Annotated in this window: 20 protein-coding genes; 10 read left to right on the top strand and 10 right to left on the bottom strand. The window is 63.8% G+C overall.

The features are described from left to right. Window positions 1-7: 7 nt before the first annotated feature. The 3 genes from ACNJX9_RS38260 (at window position 8) to ACNJX9_RS38250 (ending at window position 3371) form a co-directional block, all read left to right on the top strand. Window positions 8-331, top strand: a complete 324-nt coding sequence (locus ACNJX9_RS38260) for a 2Fe-2S iron-sulfur cluster-binding protein (RefSeq protein WP_057745058.1) — start codon at window positions 8-10, stop codon at window positions 329-331. A gap of 51 nt (window positions 332-382) precedes the next feature. Continuing rightward, window positions 383-1594 carry an ABC transporter substrate-binding protein gene (locus ACNJX9_RS38255; RefSeq protein ID WP_439407252.1) on the top strand — a complete coding sequence of 404 codons (1212 nt, stop codon included), beginning with the start codon at window positions 383-385 and terminating at the stop codon, window positions 1592-1594. 94 nt (window positions 1595-1688) lie between these two features. After that, entirely contained in the window at window positions 1689-3371 is a 1683-nt protein-coding gene (locus tag ACNJX9_RS38250) for a tannase/feruloyl esterase family alpha/beta hydrolase (protein WP_439407250.1), read from the top strand. 141 nt (window positions 3372-3512) lie between these two features. On the opposite strand, the gene ACNJX9_RS38245 is transcribed toward ACNJX9_RS38250, so the two are convergent. Beyond that, a complete protein-coding gene (locus ACNJX9_RS38245) occupies window positions 3513-4775 on the bottom strand; it encodes an NAD(P)/FAD-dependent oxidoreductase (protein ID WP_439407248.1) in 1263 nt (420 codons plus the stop codon). A 304-nt stretch (window positions 4776-5079) separates the two neighbouring features. Here ACNJX9_RS38245 and ACNJX9_RS38240 point away from each other — a divergent pair, with 304 nt between their 5' ends. Beyond that, window positions 5080-6252, top strand: a complete 1173-nt coding sequence (locus ACNJX9_RS38240; protein ID WP_439407246.1) for an ABC transporter substrate-binding protein — start codon at window positions 5080-5082, stop codon at window positions 6250-6252. Window positions 6253-6420: 168 nt separating this feature from the next. Here ACNJX9_RS38240 and ACNJX9_RS38235 read toward each other — a convergent pair whose 3' ends face one another. The 9 genes from ACNJX9_RS38235 to ACNJX9_RS38195 form a co-directional block, all read right to left on the bottom strand. Beyond that, window positions 6421-8292 carry a bifunctional sugar phosphate isomerase/epimerase/4-hydroxyphenylpyruvate dioxygenase family protein gene (locus ACNJX9_RS38235; RefSeq protein ID WP_439407245.1) on the bottom strand — a complete coding sequence of 624 codons (1872 nt, stop codon included), beginning with the start codon at window positions 8290-8292 and terminating at the stop codon, window positions 6421-6423. Beyond that, entirely contained in the window at window positions 8289-9026 is a 738-nt protein-coding gene (locus ACNJX9_RS38230) for an ABC transporter ATP-binding protein (protein ID WP_057745075.1), read from the bottom strand. Before ACNJX9_RS38230 ends, ACNJX9_RS38235 begins: the two co-directional genes overlap by 4 nt. Before the next feature lie 2 nt (window positions 9027-9028). Further along, window positions 9029-9772, bottom strand: coding sequence for an ABC transporter ATP-binding protein (locus tag ACNJX9_RS38225; protein ID WP_057745078.1), 744 nt, complete (start codon window positions 9770-9772; stop codon window positions 9029-9031). Continuing rightward, window positions 9769-10767, bottom strand: coding sequence for a branched-chain amino acid ABC transporter permease (locus ACNJX9_RS38220; RefSeq protein ID WP_439407242.1), 999 nt, complete (start codon window positions 10765-10767; stop codon window positions 9769-9771). Before ACNJX9_RS38220 ends, ACNJX9_RS38225 begins: the two co-directional genes overlap by 4 nt. Next, complete coding sequence (locus ACNJX9_RS38215; RefSeq protein WP_271598646.1) at window positions 10764-11639, bottom strand: branched-chain amino acid ABC transporter permease; 876 nt, start codon at window positions 11637-11639, stop codon at window positions 10764-10766. Before ACNJX9_RS38215 ends, ACNJX9_RS38220 begins: the two co-directional genes overlap by 4 nt. A gap of 85 nt (window positions 11640-11724) precedes the next feature. Beyond that, window positions 11725-12855, bottom strand: a complete 1131-nt coding sequence (locus ACNJX9_RS38210) for an ABC transporter substrate-binding protein (protein ID WP_439407240.1) — start codon at window positions 12853-12855, stop codon at window positions 11725-11727. Between the two features lie 56 nt (window positions 12856-12911). Further along, window positions 12912-13790: a shikimate dehydrogenase gene (locus ACNJX9_RS38205; protein WP_439407238.1), complete on the bottom strand. Its 879-nt coding sequence runs from the start codon at window positions 13788-13790 to the stop codon at window positions 12912-12914. A 188-nt stretch (window positions 13791-13978) separates the two neighbouring features. Beyond that, window positions 13979-14917, bottom strand: a complete 939-nt coding sequence (locus ACNJX9_RS38200) for a LysR family transcriptional regulator (protein WP_057745094.1) — start codon at window positions 14915-14917, stop codon at window positions 13979-13981. Window positions 14918-15308: 391 nt separating this feature from the next. Next, window positions 15309-15485, bottom strand: a complete 177-nt coding sequence (locus ACNJX9_RS38195) for a hypothetical protein (RefSeq protein WP_083514093.1) — start codon at window positions 15483-15485, stop codon at window positions 15309-15311. Between the two features lie 167 nt (window positions 15486-15652). On the opposite strand from ACNJX9_RS38195, the gene ACNJX9_RS38190 reads away from it, so the two are divergent. From ACNJX9_RS38190 to ACNJX9_RS38165, 6 genes are all read left to right on the top strand, one after another. Next, window positions 15653-16381, top strand: coding sequence for a helix-turn-helix transcriptional regulator (locus tag ACNJX9_RS38190; RefSeq protein ID WP_057745097.1), 729 nt, complete (start codon window positions 15653-15655; stop codon window positions 16379-16381). Between the two features lie 82 nt (window positions 16382-16463). Further along, on the top strand, window positions 16464-17123 hold the full coding sequence (locus ACNJX9_RS38185; protein WP_439407235.1) for an acyl-homoserine-lactone synthase: 660 nt from the start codon (window positions 16464-16466) through the stop codon (window positions 17121-17123). A 1-nt stretch (window position 17124) separates the two neighbouring features. Further along, window positions 17125-17343, top strand: coding sequence for a hypothetical protein (locus tag ACNJX9_RS38180; RefSeq protein WP_057745103.1), 219 nt, complete (start codon window positions 17125-17127; stop codon window positions 17341-17343). A gap of 446 nt (window positions 17344-17789) precedes the next feature. Then, complete coding sequence (locus ACNJX9_RS38175) at window positions 17790-18707, top strand: branched-chain amino acid ABC transporter permease (protein WP_057745106.1); 918 nt, start codon at window positions 17790-17792, stop codon at window positions 18705-18707. Continuing rightward, the gene (locus ACNJX9_RS38170; protein WP_439407232.1) at window positions 18704-19648 is read left to right on the top strand and encodes a branched-chain amino acid ABC transporter permease; all 945 of its coding nucleotides are present in this window, start codon (window positions 18704-18706) and stop codon (window positions 19646-19648) included. The genes ACNJX9_RS38175 and ACNJX9_RS38170 overlap by 4 nt, the downstream gene beginning before the upstream one ends. Beyond that, complete coding sequence (locus ACNJX9_RS38165) at window positions 19641-20408, top strand: ABC transporter ATP-binding protein (RefSeq protein WP_057745112.1); 768 nt, start codon at window positions 19641-19643, stop codon at window positions 20406-20408. The genes ACNJX9_RS38170 and ACNJX9_RS38165 overlap by 8 nt, the downstream gene beginning before the upstream one ends. Window positions 20409-20411: the final 3 nt, after the last annotated feature.

Here is a 20411-nt window from a genome sequence, read left to right as displayed (position 1 = left end):
AGCCTCGATGCCCACGATCAGCTTTGTCCATCCCGACGGCAAGTCCGACCGCGTCGAGACCTCGGACGGCGAGAGCGCTATGCAGGTGGCCACCCGCCACGGCTTCGACGGCATCCTCGCCGAATGCGGCGGCAACGCGATGTGCGCGACCTGTCACGTCTATGTCGACGAGAACTGGATCGCCCGCCTGCCCGCGATGGCCGAGGACGAGGACGCGCTGCTCGACGGCACCGCGGCCGCGCGGCTCCCGAACAGCCGGCTGTCCTGCCAGATCAGGATCACACCAGACCTCGACGGACTCGTGCTGAAGCTGCCGGAGCGGCAGGTCTGACGTTTCAAGCGCGGCGGCAACGACCAACGCGGCACATCAGGGGAGGGAACGATGAAGCGACTGAAGTGGACACTCGCTCTGGTGGCGAGCCTGGTCAGTGGCGCGGCCAGCGCCGAGATCTCGGAGAATGTCGTACGCGTCGGCGTGCTCAACGACATCTCCGGCATCTTCCAGGACACCAACGGCATGGGTTCCGTCGAGGCCGCGCGTATGGCGGCCGAGGATTTCAACGGCGGCGGCAAAGGCATCAAGGTCGAGATCGTCTATGCCGATCACCAGAACAAAGCTGATGTCGGCAATGCCATCGCGCGCAAATGGCTCGATGTCGAGGGCGTCGACGCGATCGTTGACGTGCCGAATTCGGCCGTCGGCCTCTCCATCAACACGCTGCTGCGCGACAGCCGCATGACCTTCCTGGCGTCATCGACGGCGAGCTCCGATCTGACCGGCAAGGCGTGCTCGCCCAATACCATCCAATGGGTCAACGATGCCTGGGCGACCGGCAATACCACCGCTGCGGCGATGATGTCGCGCGGCGGCAAGGACTGGTATTTCCTCACGGTCGATTACGCGCTCGGCAAGGGCATCGAGGCGGAGGCGCAGAAGTACATCGAGGGACACGGCGGCAAGGTGCTGGGCTCCTCCAAGCATCCGCTCGGCACCTCCGATTTCGCCTCCTTCCTGCTGCAGGCGCAAAGCTCGAAAGCGCAGGTGATCGGGCTCGCCAATGCAGGCGGCGACACGATCAACGCGGTGAAGCAGGCCGCCGAATTCGGCATCCAGCAGAGCGGCCAGAAGCTCGTCGCCTTCCTGCTCTTCATCAACGACGTTCACGGCATGGGCATCAAGGTGGCGCAGGGCCTCCAGCTCATGGAAGCGTTCTACTGGGACATGAACGACGACACCCGCGCGTTCGCCAAACGCTTTGCCGCCCGGCCCGGCATGAACGGCAAGATGCCGAGCGGCAACCAGGCCGGGGTCTATGCCTCCACACTCGCCTACCTCAACGCGGTCGCCGCCACCGGCAGCGATAGTGCCAAGGATGTCGTGCCCGAGATGAAGAAGTTCAGGGGCAAGGACAAGTTGTTCGGCGACACCACGATTCGCCAGGACGGCCGCGTCGTGCATCCGATGTATCTGTTCGAGGTGAAGAAGCCGGAAGAGTCGAAATATCCGTACGACTATTACAAGCTGGTCTCGACGATTGCCGCCGACCAGGCGTTCCGCCCGTTGGCGGAAGGCGGATGCGAACTGGCCAGGTAAACGGTGTTGTGCCTCCAACGCGGTGCGGCGGCACTTGCCAAAATAAGAAATGGAGGTAATGATTATAGTATATAACTAAATAGGGAGGTCCGCCATGAGGACTGGCTTGATATCAGCCGCTGCGCTGGTCGTGCTTCTGGGATCGACCGCGCTGGCACGCGCCGACGGCGAGCCCTGCTCGTCGGTCACCACCGCTTCGCTCGGTCTCTCAAGCGTCGAGATAACCGGGTCCAAAACGCAGGACGCGGCTAACGGTCTCCCCAAGCATTGCATCTTGACGGGGCTTGCCAACCGGCGGACCGGAGCCGACGGGAAGTCCTATGCCATCGGGTTCGAATTGCGATTGCCGGCCGAGTGGAACGGCCGCTTCCTGCATCAGGTCAATGGCGGTAACGACGGCGTCGTCGTGCCCGCTCTCGGCAGCCTGCCCGAGGGCTTAGCCTCCGGTGGCACAGTGCCATTGGCGCGCGGCTTTGCCGTGCTGTCGTCGGACAGTGGCCATTCCGGCTCGGACCCCGCGAACAAGTCGCTGGGCCTGACTGCCGGCGCGGCGTTCGGCCTCGATCCGCAGGCGCGGCGCGACTATGGCTATGCCGCCGACATGACGCTGTCGCCGGTTGCAAAGCAGATCATCGCCCTGCATTACGGGCGCAAGCCGGAACGCTCCTATATGGCGGGATGCTCGAACGGCGGGCGTCACGCCATGGTCGCGGCGTCGCGCATGCCGGAAAATTACGACGGTTTCCTCGTCGGCAATCCTGGCTTCGACCTGCCGCGCGCTGCGATCCAGCACGCCTGGGACGTGCAGGCCTTCCTGAAAGTTGATCCCGATCTGCGCAAGTCCATCACCAAGGAGGATGCCCAGCTCGTTTCGTCCCGCATCACCGAGGCCTGCGACGCGCTCGATGGCGTCAAGGACGGTCTGACCGCCAACCTCGCCGCCTGTCAGAAGGCGTTCGATCTCAAGAGCCTGGTCTGCGCGCCGGGGCAGAATAGCGCCTGTTTGTCCGAAGCCAAGGTCGACGCCCTGAAGATGAGCCTCGCCGGGCCGAAGAATTCGAAAGGTGAGGCGCTCTATTCCGACTGGCCCCTCGACGGCGGCATCGGCACCGGCAATTGGCGCACCTGGAAGGTCGAGAGCCCCATCGCGCCCTGGAACAATTACCCGATCATCGCCACCATGGGCGCAGCGTCGCTGAACTACATCTTCTCGACACCGCCGGTCGTGGTCGAGGGCAGCAACGAGAAGCTGGTCGAGGCACTGAAGGCCTATGATTTCGACAAGGACGCGCCGAAGATTTTCACCAAGGACGCGACCTTCACCGAGTCGGCCATGGACTTCATGACGCCGCCTGACATCGATGATCCCAAACTCGCCGCGCTCCAGAAGTCCGGCGGCAAGATGCTGATCTATCACGGTCAGGCCGATCCGGTGTTCTCGGTGAACGACAGCATCCGCTGGTACGACCGGCTGAACAAGAACCTGCAGGGGCGCGCTGACGGCGTCGCGCGCCTGTTCACGATTCCCGGTGAAACGCATTGCGGCGGCGGCGTTACCCTCGACAAGTTCGATGCATTGTCCGCGCTGATCGATTGGGTCGAGAAGGGCAAGGCACCCGAGCGCGTCATTGCGTCCGCCAATCCCGCCAACAAGGAAGTCCCCGCGTCCTGGAGCCCGGGCCGGACGCGGCCGCTGTGCCCGTATCCGAGCTACGCCGCGTATTCCGGGCAGGGCGACAGCGAGGACGCCGCGAATTTCGTTTGCAAGGCGCCGTAGCCCGTCGCGCGTCGGGAGGCGCTTGCCCGAACCCAGCGCGGCGCGCAGCGCTGCGCTGCAGAGCCGTGCCCACGGTTCCGGGTCCCGGCTCTGCGTCGCGTCATTTCATGCCGCGCCGGGTCCGGGACACGAGAAGCTTGCCTACACGACCTTGCTGCTGCCCTGCGTGATCAGCCGCGCCGCGCGCTGGTCTCGCGCGTAGATCCACAGCCAGCTCAGCGCGACGCTGAGGCGGTGGCGGAGGCCGATCAGGAAATAGATGTGGGCGATGCCCCAGATCCACCACGCGATGGTGCCGCGCAATTTGACCTTGCCGAAGTCGATCACCGCGAGGCGCTTGCCGATCTGTGCAAGGCTGCCGGCGTGCTTGTAGCGGAACGGGCCGGTCGGCGCGCCCTGCAGCCGCGCCTTGATGGTCGCGGCGACATGCTTGCCCTGCTGCTTCGCCGCCGGTGCGATGCCCGGCACGGGCTTGCCGTTCCAGGCGTTGATGTTGACGGTGTCGCCGATCGCGAAGATTTCGGGATGGCCGGGAATGGTGAGGTCGCCGGCGACCTGCACGCGTCCGGCGCGATCGCTTGGCGCGCCCAGCCATTCGGCGGCGGGCGATGCGCGCACGCCGGCGGCCCAGATTCGCGTCTTGGCCTCCAGCAGCTTGCCGCCGAAGACCACACCATCGCGGTTGATCTCGGTGACGGCCTGTCCGAGCACAACCTCGACTCCGATCTTTTCCAGCGAGGCCTGCGCGTAAGCCGAGAGATCGTCGGGAAAGCCCGCCAGCACGCGCGGGCCCGCTTCGATCAGCACAACGCGCGCCTTGTGGGTATCGATGTTGCGGAAATCCGCCGGCAGGGTGTGATGCGCCATCTCGGCGATGGTGCCGGCGAGCTCGACGCCGGTCGGGCCGGCGCCGACGATGACAAAGGTCAGCCGCGCCGCGCGCTTCGTGGGATCAGTCTCCCGCTCGGCGCGCTCGAACGCCACCAGGATGTGACGGCGCAGCGTGGTCGCGTCTTCCAGCGTCTTCAGTCCCGGCGCCCATGTCTCCCACTCGTCATGGCCGAAATAGGCGTGACGCGCGCCGGTGGCGAGCACCAGCGTGTCGTAGGGCACCTCGCTGCCATCGTCGATCAGCACGCATCTGCGCGCGGTATCGACGCCGCTCACCGTCGCGAACAGCGTCGTCACCTCGCGCCGGTCGCGCATGAGATGACGGATCGGCCAGGCGATCTCGCTGGTCGCAAGCGAGGCGGTTGCGACCTGGTAAAGCAGCGGCTGAAACAGATGATGGTTGCGGCGATCGATCAGCGTGATCTCCACCGGCGCGCCGGCAAGCCGGTAGGCCGTCTCCAGCCCGCCGAAGCCGGCGCCGACGATGACGACGCGATGGGGATTTGCGGCCATGATGCACCCTCGAATCTTGCCTCTTCACGCTCTTATTTAAGTGCGGATTGGGTGCCGTGGTCCAATAGCCGTCATCAATGATAGAATAGGCTTGGCGTATCGATATTCCCCGCGAAAAAGCGCCGCAGGCTCGGGCAAAGTAAGTAGAATTATATTTCTTGCCATCTCCATTTAGGGCGAAATATGGTGCAGGGGCGGCGGCTGAGCCATTGGCGGCGCGACAGATTTTGCGTTCAATAGAGACAGGCTCCGGGGCGGCGATCACCCCGTCTTCCGGGGATCAATAATAAGGAGGGGAGTGGTTATGAGGACGGCATTCTGGCTGGCGGGCGCAGCGGCGCTGGTGCTGGCAAATCCGGCATTCGCCGGCGACACCATCAAGATCGGTTTCGTCTCGACCTTCAGCGGCCCGACCGCCGTGATCGGTAACGACATGCGCAACTCGTTCGAGCTCGCGCTCGATCATCTCGGGCGCAAGATGGGCGGCAAGCCGGTCGAGGTGATCTATGAGGACGATGGCCAGAAGCCCGATGTCGGCAAGCAGAAGACCGAAAAGCTGGTTCAGTCCGACAAGGTCGATTTCCTGGTCGGCTACATCTGGTCGAACGTGCTGCTCGCCTCGCTCAAGACCGCGGTGGATTCGCAGACCTTTCTGATCTCGGCCAATGCGGGTCCCTCGCAGCTCGCGGGCGAGCTGTGTAGCCCTTACGTGTTCTCGACCTCCTGGCAGAACGACCAGACGCCGGCCGCCATGGGCCTTTACATGAATGCGAACGGGGTCAAGAGCGTGTTTCTGATCGGCCCGAACTACGCCGCCGGCAAGGATATGCTCGCCGGCCTGAAGAGCACGTTCAAGGGCGAGATCAAGGGCGAGGAATACACGGTCTGGCCGAGCCAGCTCGACTTCTCTGCGGAGCTGGCGAAAGCCCGTGCCTCCGGCGCCGAATCGATCTTCGTGTTCTATCCCGGTGCGGCCGGCGCGCAGTTCCTCAATCAATACGCCCAGGCCGGCATGAAGAGCACCATGCCGCTCTACACCGCCTTCACCGTCGACGAGACAACGCTGCCGTTGCAGAAGGAGAACGCGTTCGGTGTGCCCGGCGCGCAGGAATGGGTGAACGATCTGCCGAACGAGCAGAACAAGAAGTTCGTTGCCGACTACCGCGCGAAATATCCGAATGCCCGGCCGAGCTATTACGGCGCGCAGGCCTATGACGCGGCGCAGCTCATCAACAGCGCGGTGGTCGCCGTCGGTGGTGACACGACCAAGAAGGACGCCATGAAGGCCGAGATGGAGAAGGCCAACTTCAAGTCGCTGCGCGGTTCATTCAAATATGGCAACAACCACATCCCGATCCAGAACTTCTATCTGCAGGACGTGGTGAAGGGCGCCGGTGGCGAGCTCACGCTGAAGACCGTCGCCACCATCGTCACCAACGATCAGGACCGCTTCCACGACAAGTGCCCGATGAAGTGACGTCTCTCCCCTCTCCCCGCACTTGTCTCGCCGAAGCTTTTGGCGAAGGCGGATGCGGGGAGACGACTCTCTCCGCCGTCATTGCGAGCGCAGCGAAGCAATCCAGAGTCTTTCCGAGGAGGGATTCTGGATTGCTTCGCTGCGCTCGCAATGACGCGTGGATAGAGCCTACACCCTCGGCATGCTCGCAGGCCGCACCTCGCGCGCCTGCGCGGCGAGCCTGATGCCGGCATTGGGCGCACCAAAGCCCTGATAGCTCCTGCGCTCCACGATCTCGAAGAAGAAGCGCTCGTCGAAAATGTGGGTGTAGACCTGGAAGAATTCGCCGTTGCCCTCGCGGTCGTAGAGGATGTGGTTGGCGCGGAGCTTGGCCATGACTTCGGGGTCGAGGTCGTATTTGGCTTCGATGTCGTCGTAGTAATTGTCAGGGATATCCAGGAAGCCGGCGCCGCGTGCGCGCATCGCCGCGACGGTGGCGAAGATATCCTCGCACGCAAAGGCGACGTGCTGCACGCCCGAGCCGAAAAACTCCGAGATGAAGCGGGCCGGCAGCGTGCGGTTGGCGGAGGAGCCGTTGACGACGAAGCGCAGGCTCTGGTCGCCATTGATGAGGGCCTGGCTCTGCACGAGGCCTCTGGGGTCGGCGATCTCCATCTGCGGCAGCCGCTTGAGGTCGAGAATGCCGGTGTAGAACAGCAGCCAGGACAGCATCTCATCATAGGGCATCGACTGCGCGATGTGGTCGACCGCGATCAGCGCATCGGCGCTTGCGTTGCTCGCGACGGGCTCGAAATCCGTGTCCCAGTTCTTGCCGGCCTGGTCGAGGAAATAGAGCAGGCTGCCGCCGACGCCGTGGATCGCGGGGATCTCCAGCTCGCCCGGCCCGACCGGCTGGTAGAAGGTGCGCGCCTTCAGCGTTTCGGCCCGCTGCATGGCAAGGCCGGCATTGTCGACGTCGAGCGCGATGGCGCAGACGCCGGGGCCGTGCGTGACATAGTGCGAATGCGCAAAGCCGTCGGTCTCGGAATTGATCACGAGCTCGACCTTGCCTTGCGACCAGCGCTCCACCGCTTTGCTGCGATGCTTGCCGGTCTTGCGGAAGCCGAGCTGCGAAAACAATCGCGCGAGCTCGCCGGCCTTGGTTTCGTTGACGGCGAATTCGATGAAGCCGGTGCCGCTGCTCTTGGGCTTCGGCGCCAGGGGCTCGCCGACGAGCTTTGGCCAGTCCGGTGCGAGCTGGTCCTGCAGCAGGATCAGCGAGCGCAGGCCGTCGACCGCGGTCTGTGCCGCGGAGCCGGCGCGGAACTGGTCGTTGAAGATCTCCAGCGACCAAGGCCCGGAGTAACCGGTTGCGGCGATCGCCTGCATGAATTCGCCGACCGGCAAATCCCCCTGGCCAGGGAAGGAGCGGAAGTGCCGGCTCCATGACAGGATGTCGAGCTCGAGCTTCGGCGCGTCGGCGAGCTGGACCAGAAAGATCTTGTCGCCGGGGATCGAGGCCATGGCGCGAACCGGGAAGCCCGGTGCCAGCGCGTGAAAAGAGTCGAGGATGACGCCGATCGCGGGATGATCGGCACGCCGCACGATCTCCCACGCATCGCGATAGTCGTTGACGTGCCGGCCCCAGGCCAGCGCCTCATAGCCGACGCGCAGGCCCCGCTTGGCAGCGCGGTCGCCGAGTTCGCGAAAATCGTCGGCCGCGCGGTCGATGCCGCCGAGCGAGTGAGGGGACACGTTGGAGCAAACCAGCAGGAGATCGGTGCCGAGCTCCTGCATCAGGTCGAACTTGCGCTCGGCGCGGGCAAAGTTGCGCGCGCGCTGCGGCTCCGGCATACCCTCGAAATCACGGAACGGCTGGTAGGCGCAGATCTCGAGATTGAGGTCCTTGCAGAGCTTTGCGATGTCGCGCGGCTTCGAACCGAACGACAACAGGTCGTTCTCAAAAATCTCGACCGCCTCGTAGCCTGCCGATGCGATGGCACGCAGCTTTTCGTCGAGGGCGCCCGAGAGGGAAACGGTGGCGATCGAGCGTTTGTTCATGCTGTAGTTTCCTCCATGGCGCCCCCGAGAAAGAGCTGGCCGATGCGTGGGTCGTTCAGGATGCGCTGCGCCTTGTCGACCATGCGGGTCTGGCCGAGCTCGAGCACGACGCCGATATCAGAAATTTCCAGCGCCGAGCGCGCGTTCTGCTCGATCATCAGGATGGTGACGCCGCGGTCGCGCAAATTCTTCAGGATATCGAAGGTCTGCTGCACCATCAGCGGCGACAGCCCGATCGAGGGCTCGTCGATCAGTACCAGCTTCGGCTCGAGCAGCAGCGAGCGAGCGATTTCGAGCTGTTTCTGCTCGCCGCCGGACAAGGTCGAGGCCTGCTGGGCCGATTTGCGGCGCAGCGCCGGAAACAGGTCGAGGGCGGCCTCGATCCGCGTCGGCAGATCGATGCCCTTGCCGGCGGCGACGCCGCCGAGCTCGATATTGTGGCGGACCGAGAGCTCGGGAAAGATATTGCGGCCCTGCGGTACGTAGCAGATGCCGGCATTGAGCAGCGCGCGCTGATTCAAGTTTGTGACGTCGCGGCCTGCGAAGCTGATCTTGCCTTCGCGGAGCTTCAGGAGACCGAAGATCGCCTTGAACACGGTGGACTTGCCGGCGCCGTTGGGGCCGATGATCGTGGTGATGGTCGCGGACGGCACCGAGAATGTGGTGCCATTCAAGATTGTCATCTTGCCGTAGCCGCCGACGAGGTTGTGAACCGAGAGGATCGGGTCGCTCATGGTCAGTGTCCCAAATAGGCTTCGATCACGGCCGGGTTCTTCCGGACCTCGTCCGGACGTCCCATCGCCAGCACCTTGCCTTCCGCCATCACTATCACGCGCGAGCACAACGACATCACGAATTCCATGTTGTGCTCGATCACGACGAACGTGGCGTTCTTGTCGCGGTTGATGGCGACCAGCCGCTCTTTCAGATCGGCCAGCATCGACGGGTTGACACCGCCGGCGGGCTCATCGAGCAGCACCAGGCGCGGGCCGCCCATGAACGCCATGGCGGCATCGAGCAGTTTCTGCTGGCCGTAGGAGAGGCCGCCGGCAGGCTCAGCCGCGAGATGATCGAGCTTGAAGAAGCCGATCATCTGGTTGGCGGCATCCGTCAGCCCGGCATCGGAGCGGCCGACGAGGCGCGAGGCCATGTTACCCTGATGCTCCTGACCCGCCAGGATCAGGTTCTCGCGCACCGAGAGTTTTGGAAAGACCTGCAAGAGCTGGAAGGTGCGGCTCACGCCGAGCTTGTTGAGCTCGGAGGGGCGGAGGCCCGTGACCACCTTGCCGTCGAGCTTGACCTCGCCCCCCGACGGCGTGAGCTGGCCGAGGATGCAGTTGAACAAGGTCGACTTGCCGCAGCCGTTCGGGCCGATCAGGCCGAGGATCTCGCCTTCGCGGACATCGAAGCTGACGCCGTCGACCGCGTGGATGCCGCCAAAGCTTTTCTTGATATTGGTGACTTCGAGCACCGCACTCATTGCGCCGTCTCCAGGCGGGATTTGGCGACGGCGCGCAGCGTGGACGCCGCCTTGGTGCGCCGCGCGGCCATGTAGCGGTCGAGGATTCCCAGGATGCCGGTCGGCGACCAGATCAGCAGCCCCATCACAGCCAGCGCGTAGAGCATCAGATAATAGCCCTCGGTGAAGCGCAGCCACTCCGGCAGCAGCACCGCGATCATCGCCCCCAGGAACGGACCGAAATAGAAGCCGGCGCCGCCGACGATCACCATCATCAAGAGGTCGAGCGAGAGCGACAGGTTGAACGGAACAGGATCGATATATTGCGTCAGCGGCGCATAGAGCGCGCCGGCGACGCCGCCGAGCGCCGAGCCGATCGCGAACGCCATCAGCGTGTAGCGGCGGGTGTCGATGCCGAGTGACTGGGCCCGCAATGGATTCTCGCGCAGTGCCATGAAGGCGCGGCCCCAGGGCGAACGGATCAGCCACCACACCGCCAGCGAGACGATCGCAAGCGAGCCGAGGCAGACATAATAGAACGGCAGTGGCTTGTTGGTCGCGATGCCGAAGAGGTGTGGTCGCGGAATGTTGGAGATGCCGTAGATGCCGCCGGTGAGCCAGCTCTCGTTGCGAAACACCAGGAAGACCAGGGTCGAGAAGGCGAGGGTGACGAAGGCAAGGTAATGGTGCTGCACGCGCAGCGCCGGATAGCCGAGCACCCAGCCGACCGCGAAGCTCAAGACGATCGCGACTGCAATCGCGGCCGGCAGCGGCCAGCCATGCGTGGTCATGATCGCGGCGGCATAGGCGCCGATACCGACGAAGGCGCCCTGCGCCAGCGAGACCTGGCCAGCATAGCCCAGCGTGAGGTTGAGGCCCATGGCGGCGATCGTCATCACCGCCCATTGGCTGAGGATGAACAGGCCGTAGCGGTTGAAGTTCATGGGGATGATGATCAGGCCGGCAATGACGACGAGGCCGAGCGCGATCTTCAGGGGCTTTGCAAAACCGCTCATACCGTGCGCTCCTCGGCGCGGCCGAGCAGTCCTTGCGGCCTGAACAGGATGACGGCGATCAGGAAGATCATTGGCACGGCGGCGCGGTACTGCGTCGAGACATAGGCGGCCGCGAGATTGTCGAGCACGCCGATCAGGAGGCCGCCGATGATCGCGCCGCGCACCTGGTTGAAGCCGCCGACGATCGCCGCGATGAAGGCGGCTTGGCCGAGCACTTCACCGCTGGAAAATTTCGCCAGATAGATCGGCGTGATCAGCAGCGAGGCCAGCGCGACCAGGAAGGCGTTGATCAGGAAGGTCAGCAGGATCATGCGCTCGACCGGCACGCCGATGATGCGCGCGACGGTCGGATTCTGCGCTGCGGCCTGCATCTGATGGCCAAGCGACGTGCGGTTGAGCAGCGTGGTCAGGCAGAGCACCGCCAGAATGGCGACGACCAGCACGCCGAGGCTTTGCAGCGACACGGCATGGCCGAGGACGGAGATATCGCCGGTCGGCACGATTGACGGAAACGGCGAGGCCTCGGCGCTGAAGAACTGCTTCACGGCTTCCTTGATGCCAATGGCGAGCGCCATGGTCGCGATTGCCAGCGGCAGCACGCCATGGCGCATCATCGGGTCGACCAGCAGCATCTTGAAGGCGAGGCCCAGCAGGATCATCGAAAGCAGGATGCCGAGGATGCTCGCGAGCCAGAACGGCGCGCCGACATGCATTGCCGCCAGCATCAGGAATGCCGGCAGCATCACGAACTCGCCTTGCGCGAAATTGATGGTCTGCGAGGTCTGCCACAGCAGCGTGAAGCCAACCGCAACCAGCGCATAGATCGCGCCAGTGGCGAGGCCCGCGACCAGGAGATCGAACAGGTTGGACATCTTCCTCTCTCGTGCCGCTCGCTCGCCCCGCTCTATCGTCTCCCTCTCCCCGCAAGAGCGGGGCGAGGGAGAAGAGAGGCGAAGATCACTTCAGCTTCGGCAGCACCTGCTTCACCACCTGCTTGCCTTCAACCACCTCGACCAGGAAGCTCTGCCGATCGATGTCGCCATTCTGGTCGAAGCTGACGTCCATCAGAATGCCCGGCTCCTCGGAGGCCTTGATCGTCAAGCCGTGCAGCGTATCGGCGAAGGCCTTGGGATCGACCTTGCCCATCTTCTCGGTGGTGGCTTTCACCATGTAGACGGCGAGGTAGCCCTTCAGTCCGTTGTGATCAGGCACATAGTTGTACTTCTTCGAGAAGCGATCGCGGAAACCCTTGATCAGGTCGACCGGCGCATCCGTGGTGAGGCCGACATGGCCGCGCGCGCCGTTGGCGGCGTCCCCGGCGAGCTCGATCACCTTCTGGCCGATCAGCGTTGTCTCGCCCATCAACGGCGCGGCCACGCTCTGGCGCTTCAGCTCCTTCAGGATACGCGCGCTCTCTTCTTCGTTGAGGTAGACGAAGACGGCGTCGGGACTGGCGGCCTTGATCTTGCCGACGTCGGCGGCGAAATCGGCTTGGCCCGCTTCAGTGGAGAGATCGGCGACCACCTTTGAGCCGAGACGCTCCAGCTCCTTGATCGCGACGTCACGTCCGCCGCGGCCGAAATCATTGTTGACCCAGACCACTGCGACCGACTTCGCCTTCATGTCGTCGTGGATGTACTTTGCGACCTTCGGCATCGAGGATTGCTGGCCGAACGAGGTGCGGAACAGGAACTTGTTGCCCGCTTGCGTCAACTCGGCGGCTTCGCCGCCCATGATCTGGGTGATGCCGGCTTCGGCGGCGAGCGGGGCGGTGACCTTCACCGAGCCGGAATAGCCGGGGCCGAGCAGCACATAGGGCTCTGCGTCGAGCGCCTTCTGCACCTGCGCGCGCGCCACGCCGGGGTTGGACTGCGAGTCGGCATGGGTGACTTCGAGCTTGCGGCCGAGAATGCCGCCTTTGGCATTAATCTCCTCCACCGCGAGGTCGATGCCGTTTTTCCAGTTGGTGCCGACGGTTGCGCCGCCACCCGACAACTCGGCGACGTCGGCGAGCTTGATCGTCTGCGCCAAGGCGCCCGTGCTCGTGATGGCAGTGAGCAGCGCGCCCACCAATAGCGTTGATTTCATCGTCCTCTCCTCCCGTATCATCTTTGCAAGCGGGCCTTGTGTCCGGCCGCTTCGCCTCAAGCTGCCTGATAGGCGGCGCTGCGCGCGGCCATCACGGCGTCAAAAGCCTCTCCCATGACTTCGGTCGATGGGGCAAGGCCCGTGAACAATTCGAACGCGTCGGCAGCCTGGTAGATCGCAAGCTCCCGCCCGGTCATGATCCGCGCCCCCTTGTCTCGCGCTGCGGCAAGCAGCGGCGTGATCAGCGGCGAATAGACAGCGTCGGCGACCCACAGGTTTTCGCGCAGCAGCGCCGGGGGGACCGGTGTGTCCCGGTTCGGCAGCATGCCGACCGGTGTGCCGTTGACGAGGCCGGTTGCGCCATCAAGCGCGTCCTCGACGCTTCGAGCGACCCGTGCGCCACCGTGACTGGCCAGCAGCGCGGCAAGCCTCTCGGCCCGCGACGGCTCGCTGTCGAAGATGCGCAGGTCAGTGACCTTTAGGCTCGCCAGCGCAAACGCGATGGCCTTGCCGACGCCGCCGGTGCCGATCACGGCCACTGCATTTCCGGAAGGCGACAGCAGCGGCTTGACCGCGCGTGCAAAGCCTGTGGTGTCGGTGTTGTGGCCGATCAGCCTGTTATTCTTGACCACGATGGTGTTGACCGCGGCCATCGTGGCTGCCGTCGATGCCAGCTCGTCGAGCAGCGGCACCACGGCTTCCTTGTAGGGGAAGGTGACGTTGACGCCGGCAAAGCCGAGCCGCCGCACGCCCTCGAGCATCATGCTCAGCCCGGTCGCATCCGCGCCGGCGACCTCGATGAGCTGGTAGTGGCCCCGCAGGCCCAGCGCCTCGGCGGCGCGCTCATGCATGGCGGGGGAGGCGGAATGAGCGATCGGCGCACCGATCAAGCCGGTCAGGAGTTTTTTGGAGGCAACGGAGCCGCGGCTGGACATGATTCAGTATCGTCTCTCGATGGTCCTTGATCGTCCCTCGATTGTTCCTTGATCGTTTCTTGATCATTTCTTGGGGCGCGCGTCGATGTCAGGCCATTAGCCGGGAAAACTGCGCAATTCCAAAAGGGACGATAGTCAATCCCCTGCCTAGCACAATTACCCTTTCGTCCCGCAAACCTAACATAATGTTAGTTCTTCCGCACGCGCCCGAGCGCGGCCTTGCCGTTGCTGCGTGCTGGCTCGACTGCGCGCATCTCGGCGCGCAGTGATTCGATGAAATATTCGACATGGAGCGACAGCGGCGCGCCGCGCTTCACGGCGATATAGGTGTCGAATTGCGTCGGCTCGGCGATCTTGATGAGCTCGACGCCGGGATAGCCGCCATGAGCAACCGTGAACTGGTCGATGATGGCGATGCCGAGCCCCGCCTTCACCAGCGCGCAGACCGTGGTGCCGAAGCGCGCACGGATAGTGATGTTATAGTCGAGCCGGTGGCGCGCAAAGATCTCGGCCATGATCCGGCCATAGGGATCGTTGGGATCGATGCCGATCAGCGGATAGCGGGTGATCTCGGCGGCCGACACCTGCTTGCGGCGGGCGAGCTCGTGGCCGGGCGGCACGACGCAATAGAGCTCGCCCGAGGCGAGCGGCAGGAAGTCGAGCCCGGAATGCTCCAATCGGTAGCTCATCGCCACGCATTCGCCGCGGCCGAGCAGCAGATAGTCGATGGCTTCTTCGATCTTGAGGATGTTGATGTCGATGCCGAGATCCGGATACCGGCGCCGGACGCGCTCGATGGCGCGCGGCACCATCACCTGCGAGATGCTCGGCACCGAGCCGATCCGCAGTTCCGACAAGCCGCCGCGGCCGATCTTGGAGATGATCTCGGAGAGGTCGTCGACCTTCTTGTAGACACCGTTGATCTGCTCGAAAATGTTCTCGGCTTCCGGCGTCGGGAAATAGCGGCCGTTCTGACGCTGGAAGAAGCGGATCCCGAGCGAGCGCTCGGTGTATTTGACCAGCCGGCTGATCCCCGGCGCGGACACGTTCAGCAGCTTTGCCGCGCCGCCAATGGTGCCCGTCACCATCACGGCACGGATCACTTCAACCTGGCGCAGCGTCATCATGGTCTTGGCATCCGAAAGACGATCGTGGCGGCGATCATCTCACGAGAGCCATGGCGTCATCCAGCGGCAAGTGTCCGACGGTGTGGATTGAGGAAGCCGCTTGTGTCCCGGTCGCGCTGCAACGCGTCTAGCGTTACGGCGCAGAGCCGGGACCCGGAAAGCCGGAGAGGGCATCGCGAATGGATGGGCCCCGGCTCTGCAGCGCATCGTCGAAGAGACGCTGCGCCGCGTCCGGGCACGGGCCTCGACCAGGTTCATCAACCTTCTCCATAGGGGAAAAAAGGGAAAGCAATTTCCCGGCTAGATTGTTCTGGCTCAAATCAACGCGCTCAAATCGAAGGGCGTCGTCGCGCAATCCGTTGCCGCCGAGGTCGTTTGCTGCGGCTTCGTCCTAGCTGGCCGGTTGCTCCGGCGACACGCTGCCGGCGCGTTCCGTGCGTTCGCTTTGCAGCACGGCTCGCGCGAACTCGATGATCTTCTGCTTGTTCGCCGTGTCGCGCACGGCGAAAAACACGCGGTTCAATTCGAGGCCGAGCACGCTGTTGAGGGCGATGTTCTCGTCTTCCATCGTGGCTTTCCCGCTCTAGGCACCTTAGGTGTAACTATACGTCACTTCCTCCACAAGTAGATTAAATCTTCGATGGCAAGGCCACACCGGGGAATTACGGACGCGGGCGAATTGAGGCCGCCCCCAAAGACGTGTTATACGGAGACGCGAGGGCAGGGAACGCATCGATGTCCGCCGTTGACTATGGCCGCGAGGCGCTGGACTTCATCGAAGGGCTGGGAGCCTATGGCAGGGTTCCGGATGCCATGAATGCGCTGGAAACGGCGTTCGGTCGCTTCGGCTTCGAGACCATTATCGTGACCGGATTGCCGAATCCCGATCAGCGGTTCGCGCAGATGGTGCTCGCCAAGCGCTGGCCCGCAGGCTGGTTCAGTCTTTACACACAACACAATTACGACCGCGTCGATCCCGTGGTGCGCCTGTGCCGGCAATCGCTCAACCCGTTCGAGTGGTCGGAAGCGCCGTATGATGCCGAACTCGAACCGAACGCGGCAGAGGTGATGAACCGCGCTACCGATTTCCGGATGTCGCGCGGCTTCATCGTGCCCATCCACGGGCTCACCGGCTATGAGGCCGCGGTGTCGCTCGGCGGCGTTCATCTCGATCTGAATTCGCGCAGCAAGCCGGCTCTGCATCTGATGGCGATGTACGGCTTCGACCACATTCGCCGTCTGCTCGATCCTGTGCCGAGTCGATCGGCGCGCCTGACCCCGCGTGAGCGCGAGGTGATCGCCTGGGCGTCGCAGGGCAAGTCGGCGTGGGAGATCGGTGAGATTCTCAACATCACGCAGCGCACCGCCGAGGAGCATCTTGCAACCGCTGCACGCAAGCTGGGGGCCGTCAACCGTACGCACGCGGTTGCGCTCGCCATTCGCCACAAAATCATCAATCCCTAAACGACGTACTGGGAAATTTCCCAATATCGACTCTGCGCCTTTTCGCGGAGGCTACCTCCATTGAGGCTGGATGGGGGTTTTCATGATTCACGCAATTTCCGCGATCAATCGCCACCTCTACGAAGACGTACTCGAGCAGCATTTCCGGCTGCGCCACGACATATTCGTCGAGGAACGACACTGGGAGACGCTGCGCAGGCCTGATGGCCGCGAGATCGATTCCTATGACAACGAGGACACCGTCTATTTGCTCGCGCTGGAGGGGCGCCGCGTCGTCGGCGGCCATCGGCTCTATCCGACCACCAAGCCTTCAATGATGAGCGAGGTGTTTCCGCATCTGGCGGCCGTGCGCGGTTGGCCCGAGGATCCGCTGGTCTGGGAATGGTCGCGCTATTTCGTCGTTCGCGATCGCCGCGATGGCGCGCTCAATCTGCAACTGATGGCGGCGGTGCAGGAGTTCTGTCTCGATCAGGGAATCGCGCGTGTCAGCGCGATCATGGAGACCTGGTGGCTGCCGCGTTTCCACGAGGCCGGCTTCGTCGTAACGACGCTCGGCCTGCCCGCGCTGGTGGAGAATGCCTGGACCATGGCGGCGACCATCGAGATGCGCGAGGAGACGCTCGATGCCCTGCATGATCGCATCGGCATGGCCTCGGTCGTCCGTCACGACGGACCGCGTCTCGACTGCATCGCCCATGCCAACATTTGCGGCCGCACCGCCGCGCAACGAAAGAGCGCCTGAGATGTCGAACATGATGCGAGAGAGCCAAACCATGGCGCAAACCAAGGACGAGAATCTCAGCTACATGTCCGACATGGCGCTCGAACTCGCGCACATGGCTGAAGATTCGGGGTTGGCGACGCTGGCCTATTTGTTCCGGATGGCGGCGCTGGAAGCCTCGACGGCCAATAGCGAACTGAACGTGCCGGACGATCTCCCCAGCCAGGTCACGTCGCACTAGAGCATGATCCGGACCCGAAGGGCCGCGTTAGCGCAAAATGTGAAGCGGTATTCCCTCGCGACATCAGCGGAACGGGTTTGCGCGGAGATCATGCTCAAACAAAGAGCTAAAGCGCGATGACGATTCAACCCAATCTCATCGCCCTTTAGACGTCCCCCCTCGTTCCGACCTCCTCTCAGGCCCTCTCCACGGAAACCAGGGGGGAGGGTTATCGTTTGGGTGCGGCAGGCTGCCCTATCCTGCGCGGCAGCCTTATTGCCGGGCCGATTGGGGTCGCATGCACCGGCATGCAACAAAGTGCATGTCCGGCGCGGAATCGCTCTTGCCTCGGAACGATACTGCCATTACCCCTTTTTTCGGCCTTGTAGAGGGAGGGGGAGCTCTTTCACTGATGGCGACTGTGTTCGAACATCGGCGCGCGTCTGCATGCGCCTGAAAGAGTGTTGATGCTGCTCGTCGTCGAACAGTTCCTGAACGGATTGCAGTTCGGCCTGCTGCTCTTCCTGCTCGCCGCCGGCCTGACGCTGGTGTTCGGGATCATGGATCTCGTCAACCTCGCGCACGGCTCGCTCTACATGATGGGCGCCTATTTCGCCGCGACTTTCGCGGCCTGGACCGGCAGCTTCCTGCTTGGCGCGCTGCTGGCGCTCGGGGCCACGCTGGTGCTCGGCATTGTGCTCGAAGTGAGCGCGCTGCGGCATCTCTACGGGCGCGACCATCTCGACCATGTGCTCGCGACCTTCGGCCTGATCCTGTTCTTCAACGAGGCCGTGCGCTTGATCTGGGGACCGGCCGGCCTGGCGTTACCACTGCCGGCCTGGCTCACCGTGCCGGTGCCGATCCTGCCCGGCATTCACTATCCGGCTTACCGCCTCGCCATCATCATTGTCGCGCTGCTGGTGGCGCTGCTGCTCTATCTCGGCGTGATGCGCACCCGCATCGGCATGCTGATACGCGCCGGCGCCTCCAACCGCGAGATGATCGGCGCGCTCGGCATCAACATCAAGTTGCTCTACACGCTGGTGTTCGGTCTCGGCGCCGCGCTCGCCGGCCTCGCCGGCCTGATGCAGGCGCCGATCCTCACCGTGCAGATCGGCATGGGCGAGAACATCCTGATCCTCGCCTTCGTCATCATCGTGATCGGCGGCATCGGCTCGATCCGCGGCGCGTTCCTCGCTGCGATCTTCGTCGGCATGATCGACACGCTCGGCCGTGCCTTCTTGCCCAATCTGCTGCGGCAGGTGTTGAGCGGCGCCGCCGCCTCGACCGCCGCGCCTGCGCTGTCCTCCATGCTGATCTATCTCCTGATGGCGATCGTGCTGGTGGTGCGGCCGGAGGGGCTGTTTCCAGCCCACCGTCGATGAAGGGTTTGAGCGTGAGCAAGGCCGTCACGGCCCTGATGCTGGCAGGCCTCGTGCTGCTGCCACTCTATTCGTACCTGTCCGGCAACATCTTCATCCTGACGCTGTTCACGCGCATCGTCATCCTGGCGCTGGCGGCCGCGAGCCTCAACCTGATCATGGGCTTTGGCGGCATGATGAGCTTCGGTCACGCCGCCTATCTCGGCATCGGCGGCTATGCCGTCGGCATGCTTGCCCAGGAAGGTGTTGGAAGCGGCTTCATCCAGTTTCCGGTCGCGCTAGCGGCCTCCGCGATCTACGCCCTGGTGATCGGTGCGCTCTCGCTTCGCACCCGCGGCGTCTATTTCATCATGATCACGCTGGCCTTCGCGCAGATGGCCTATTACGTCGCCTCGGGGCTGGCGCGCTACGGCGGCGACGATGGCCTCACCGTCTACAAGCGCAGCGATTTCTCCGGCCTGATCAACCTGTCGAACCGCACGCAGTTCTATTACCTCTGTCTCGCCTGCCTGTTCGGCGTGATCTTCCTGATCTGGCGCATCGTCAATTCACGCTTCGGTCTCGTCGTGCAGGGCCTGCGCTCCAACGAACAGCGCATGCAGGCGATCGGCTTTCCGGCCAAACGTTACCAGCTGGTCTGCTTCGTCATATCGGGGACGATGTGCGGCCTCGCCGGCGCGCTGCTCGCCAACAACACCGATTTCGTCAGCCCGGCCGTGATGTACTGGACCCGGTCCGGCGATCTCATGGTGATGGTGATCCTTGGCGGCATGGGCACGCTGTTCGGCCCCATCATGGGCGCGGTGGTCTATCTGCTGCTGGAAGAGTTCCTGTCGCAGATCACCGAATATTGGGCGCTGATCATGGGCCCGCTGCTGCTATTGATCGTGCTGTTCGGCCGCGGCGGCATCATGGGCCTGCTCGGGAGGATCGGCCGTGGCTGAACCGCTGCTCCGCGTCGAAAAGCTGGTGCGCCGCTTCGGCGGCATCGTTGCGACCGATCACGTCTCGCTCGATGTCGCGGCGGGCGAGCTGCACGCCATCATCGGCCCGAACGGTGCCGGCAAGACCACGCTGATCAGCCAGCTCACCGGGCATCTCGCACCGCATGCCGGCAGCGTTTCGCTTGCGGGTCGCGACATCACCTATCTGCCGGCCTATCGTCGCTGCGCGCTGGGACTCGCACGCTCGTTCCAGATCACCTCGCTGCTGCTCGACTTCACCGCTGCCGACAATGTCGCGCTCGCCGCGCAGGCGCATGCCGGCACCTCGTTCCGTTTCTTCGCCAATGCGCGGAAGGAGAAAGCCCTGCGCGATGCCGCGCATGCCGCGCTCGACCGCGTTGGCCTCGCCCACCGCGCCGATGTCCTGGTGTCGAAGCTCAGCCATGGCGAGCGGCGCCAGATCGAGCTTGCGGTTGCGCTCGCCAGCAAGCCGAAATTGCTGCTGCTCGACGAGCCCATGGCCGGACTTGGCGTCACCGAATCCCAGGGCATGGTGAGGCTGCTCCAGGAGCTGCGCAAAGAAGTCTCGATCGTGCTGGTCGAGCACGACATGCCGGCGGTGTTCGCGCTCGCCGACCGCATTTCGGTGCTGGTCTATGGCCGCGTCATCGCCTCCGGCGATCCCGACGCGATCCGCGCCAATGAAGACGTCAAGCGCGCCTATCTCGGTGAGGCGCATGTGGTGACGCGCCATGGCTGAAGA

The organism is Bradyrhizobium sp. BLXBL-03 (genome assembly GCF_051853015.1).
In the GTDB taxonomy this organism is placed as follows: Bacteria; Pseudomonadota; Alphaproteobacteria; order Rhizobiales; family Xanthobacteraceae; genus Bradyrhizobium; species Bradyrhizobium manausense.
This window is presented reverse-complemented; position numbering and strand designations above follow the sequence as displayed.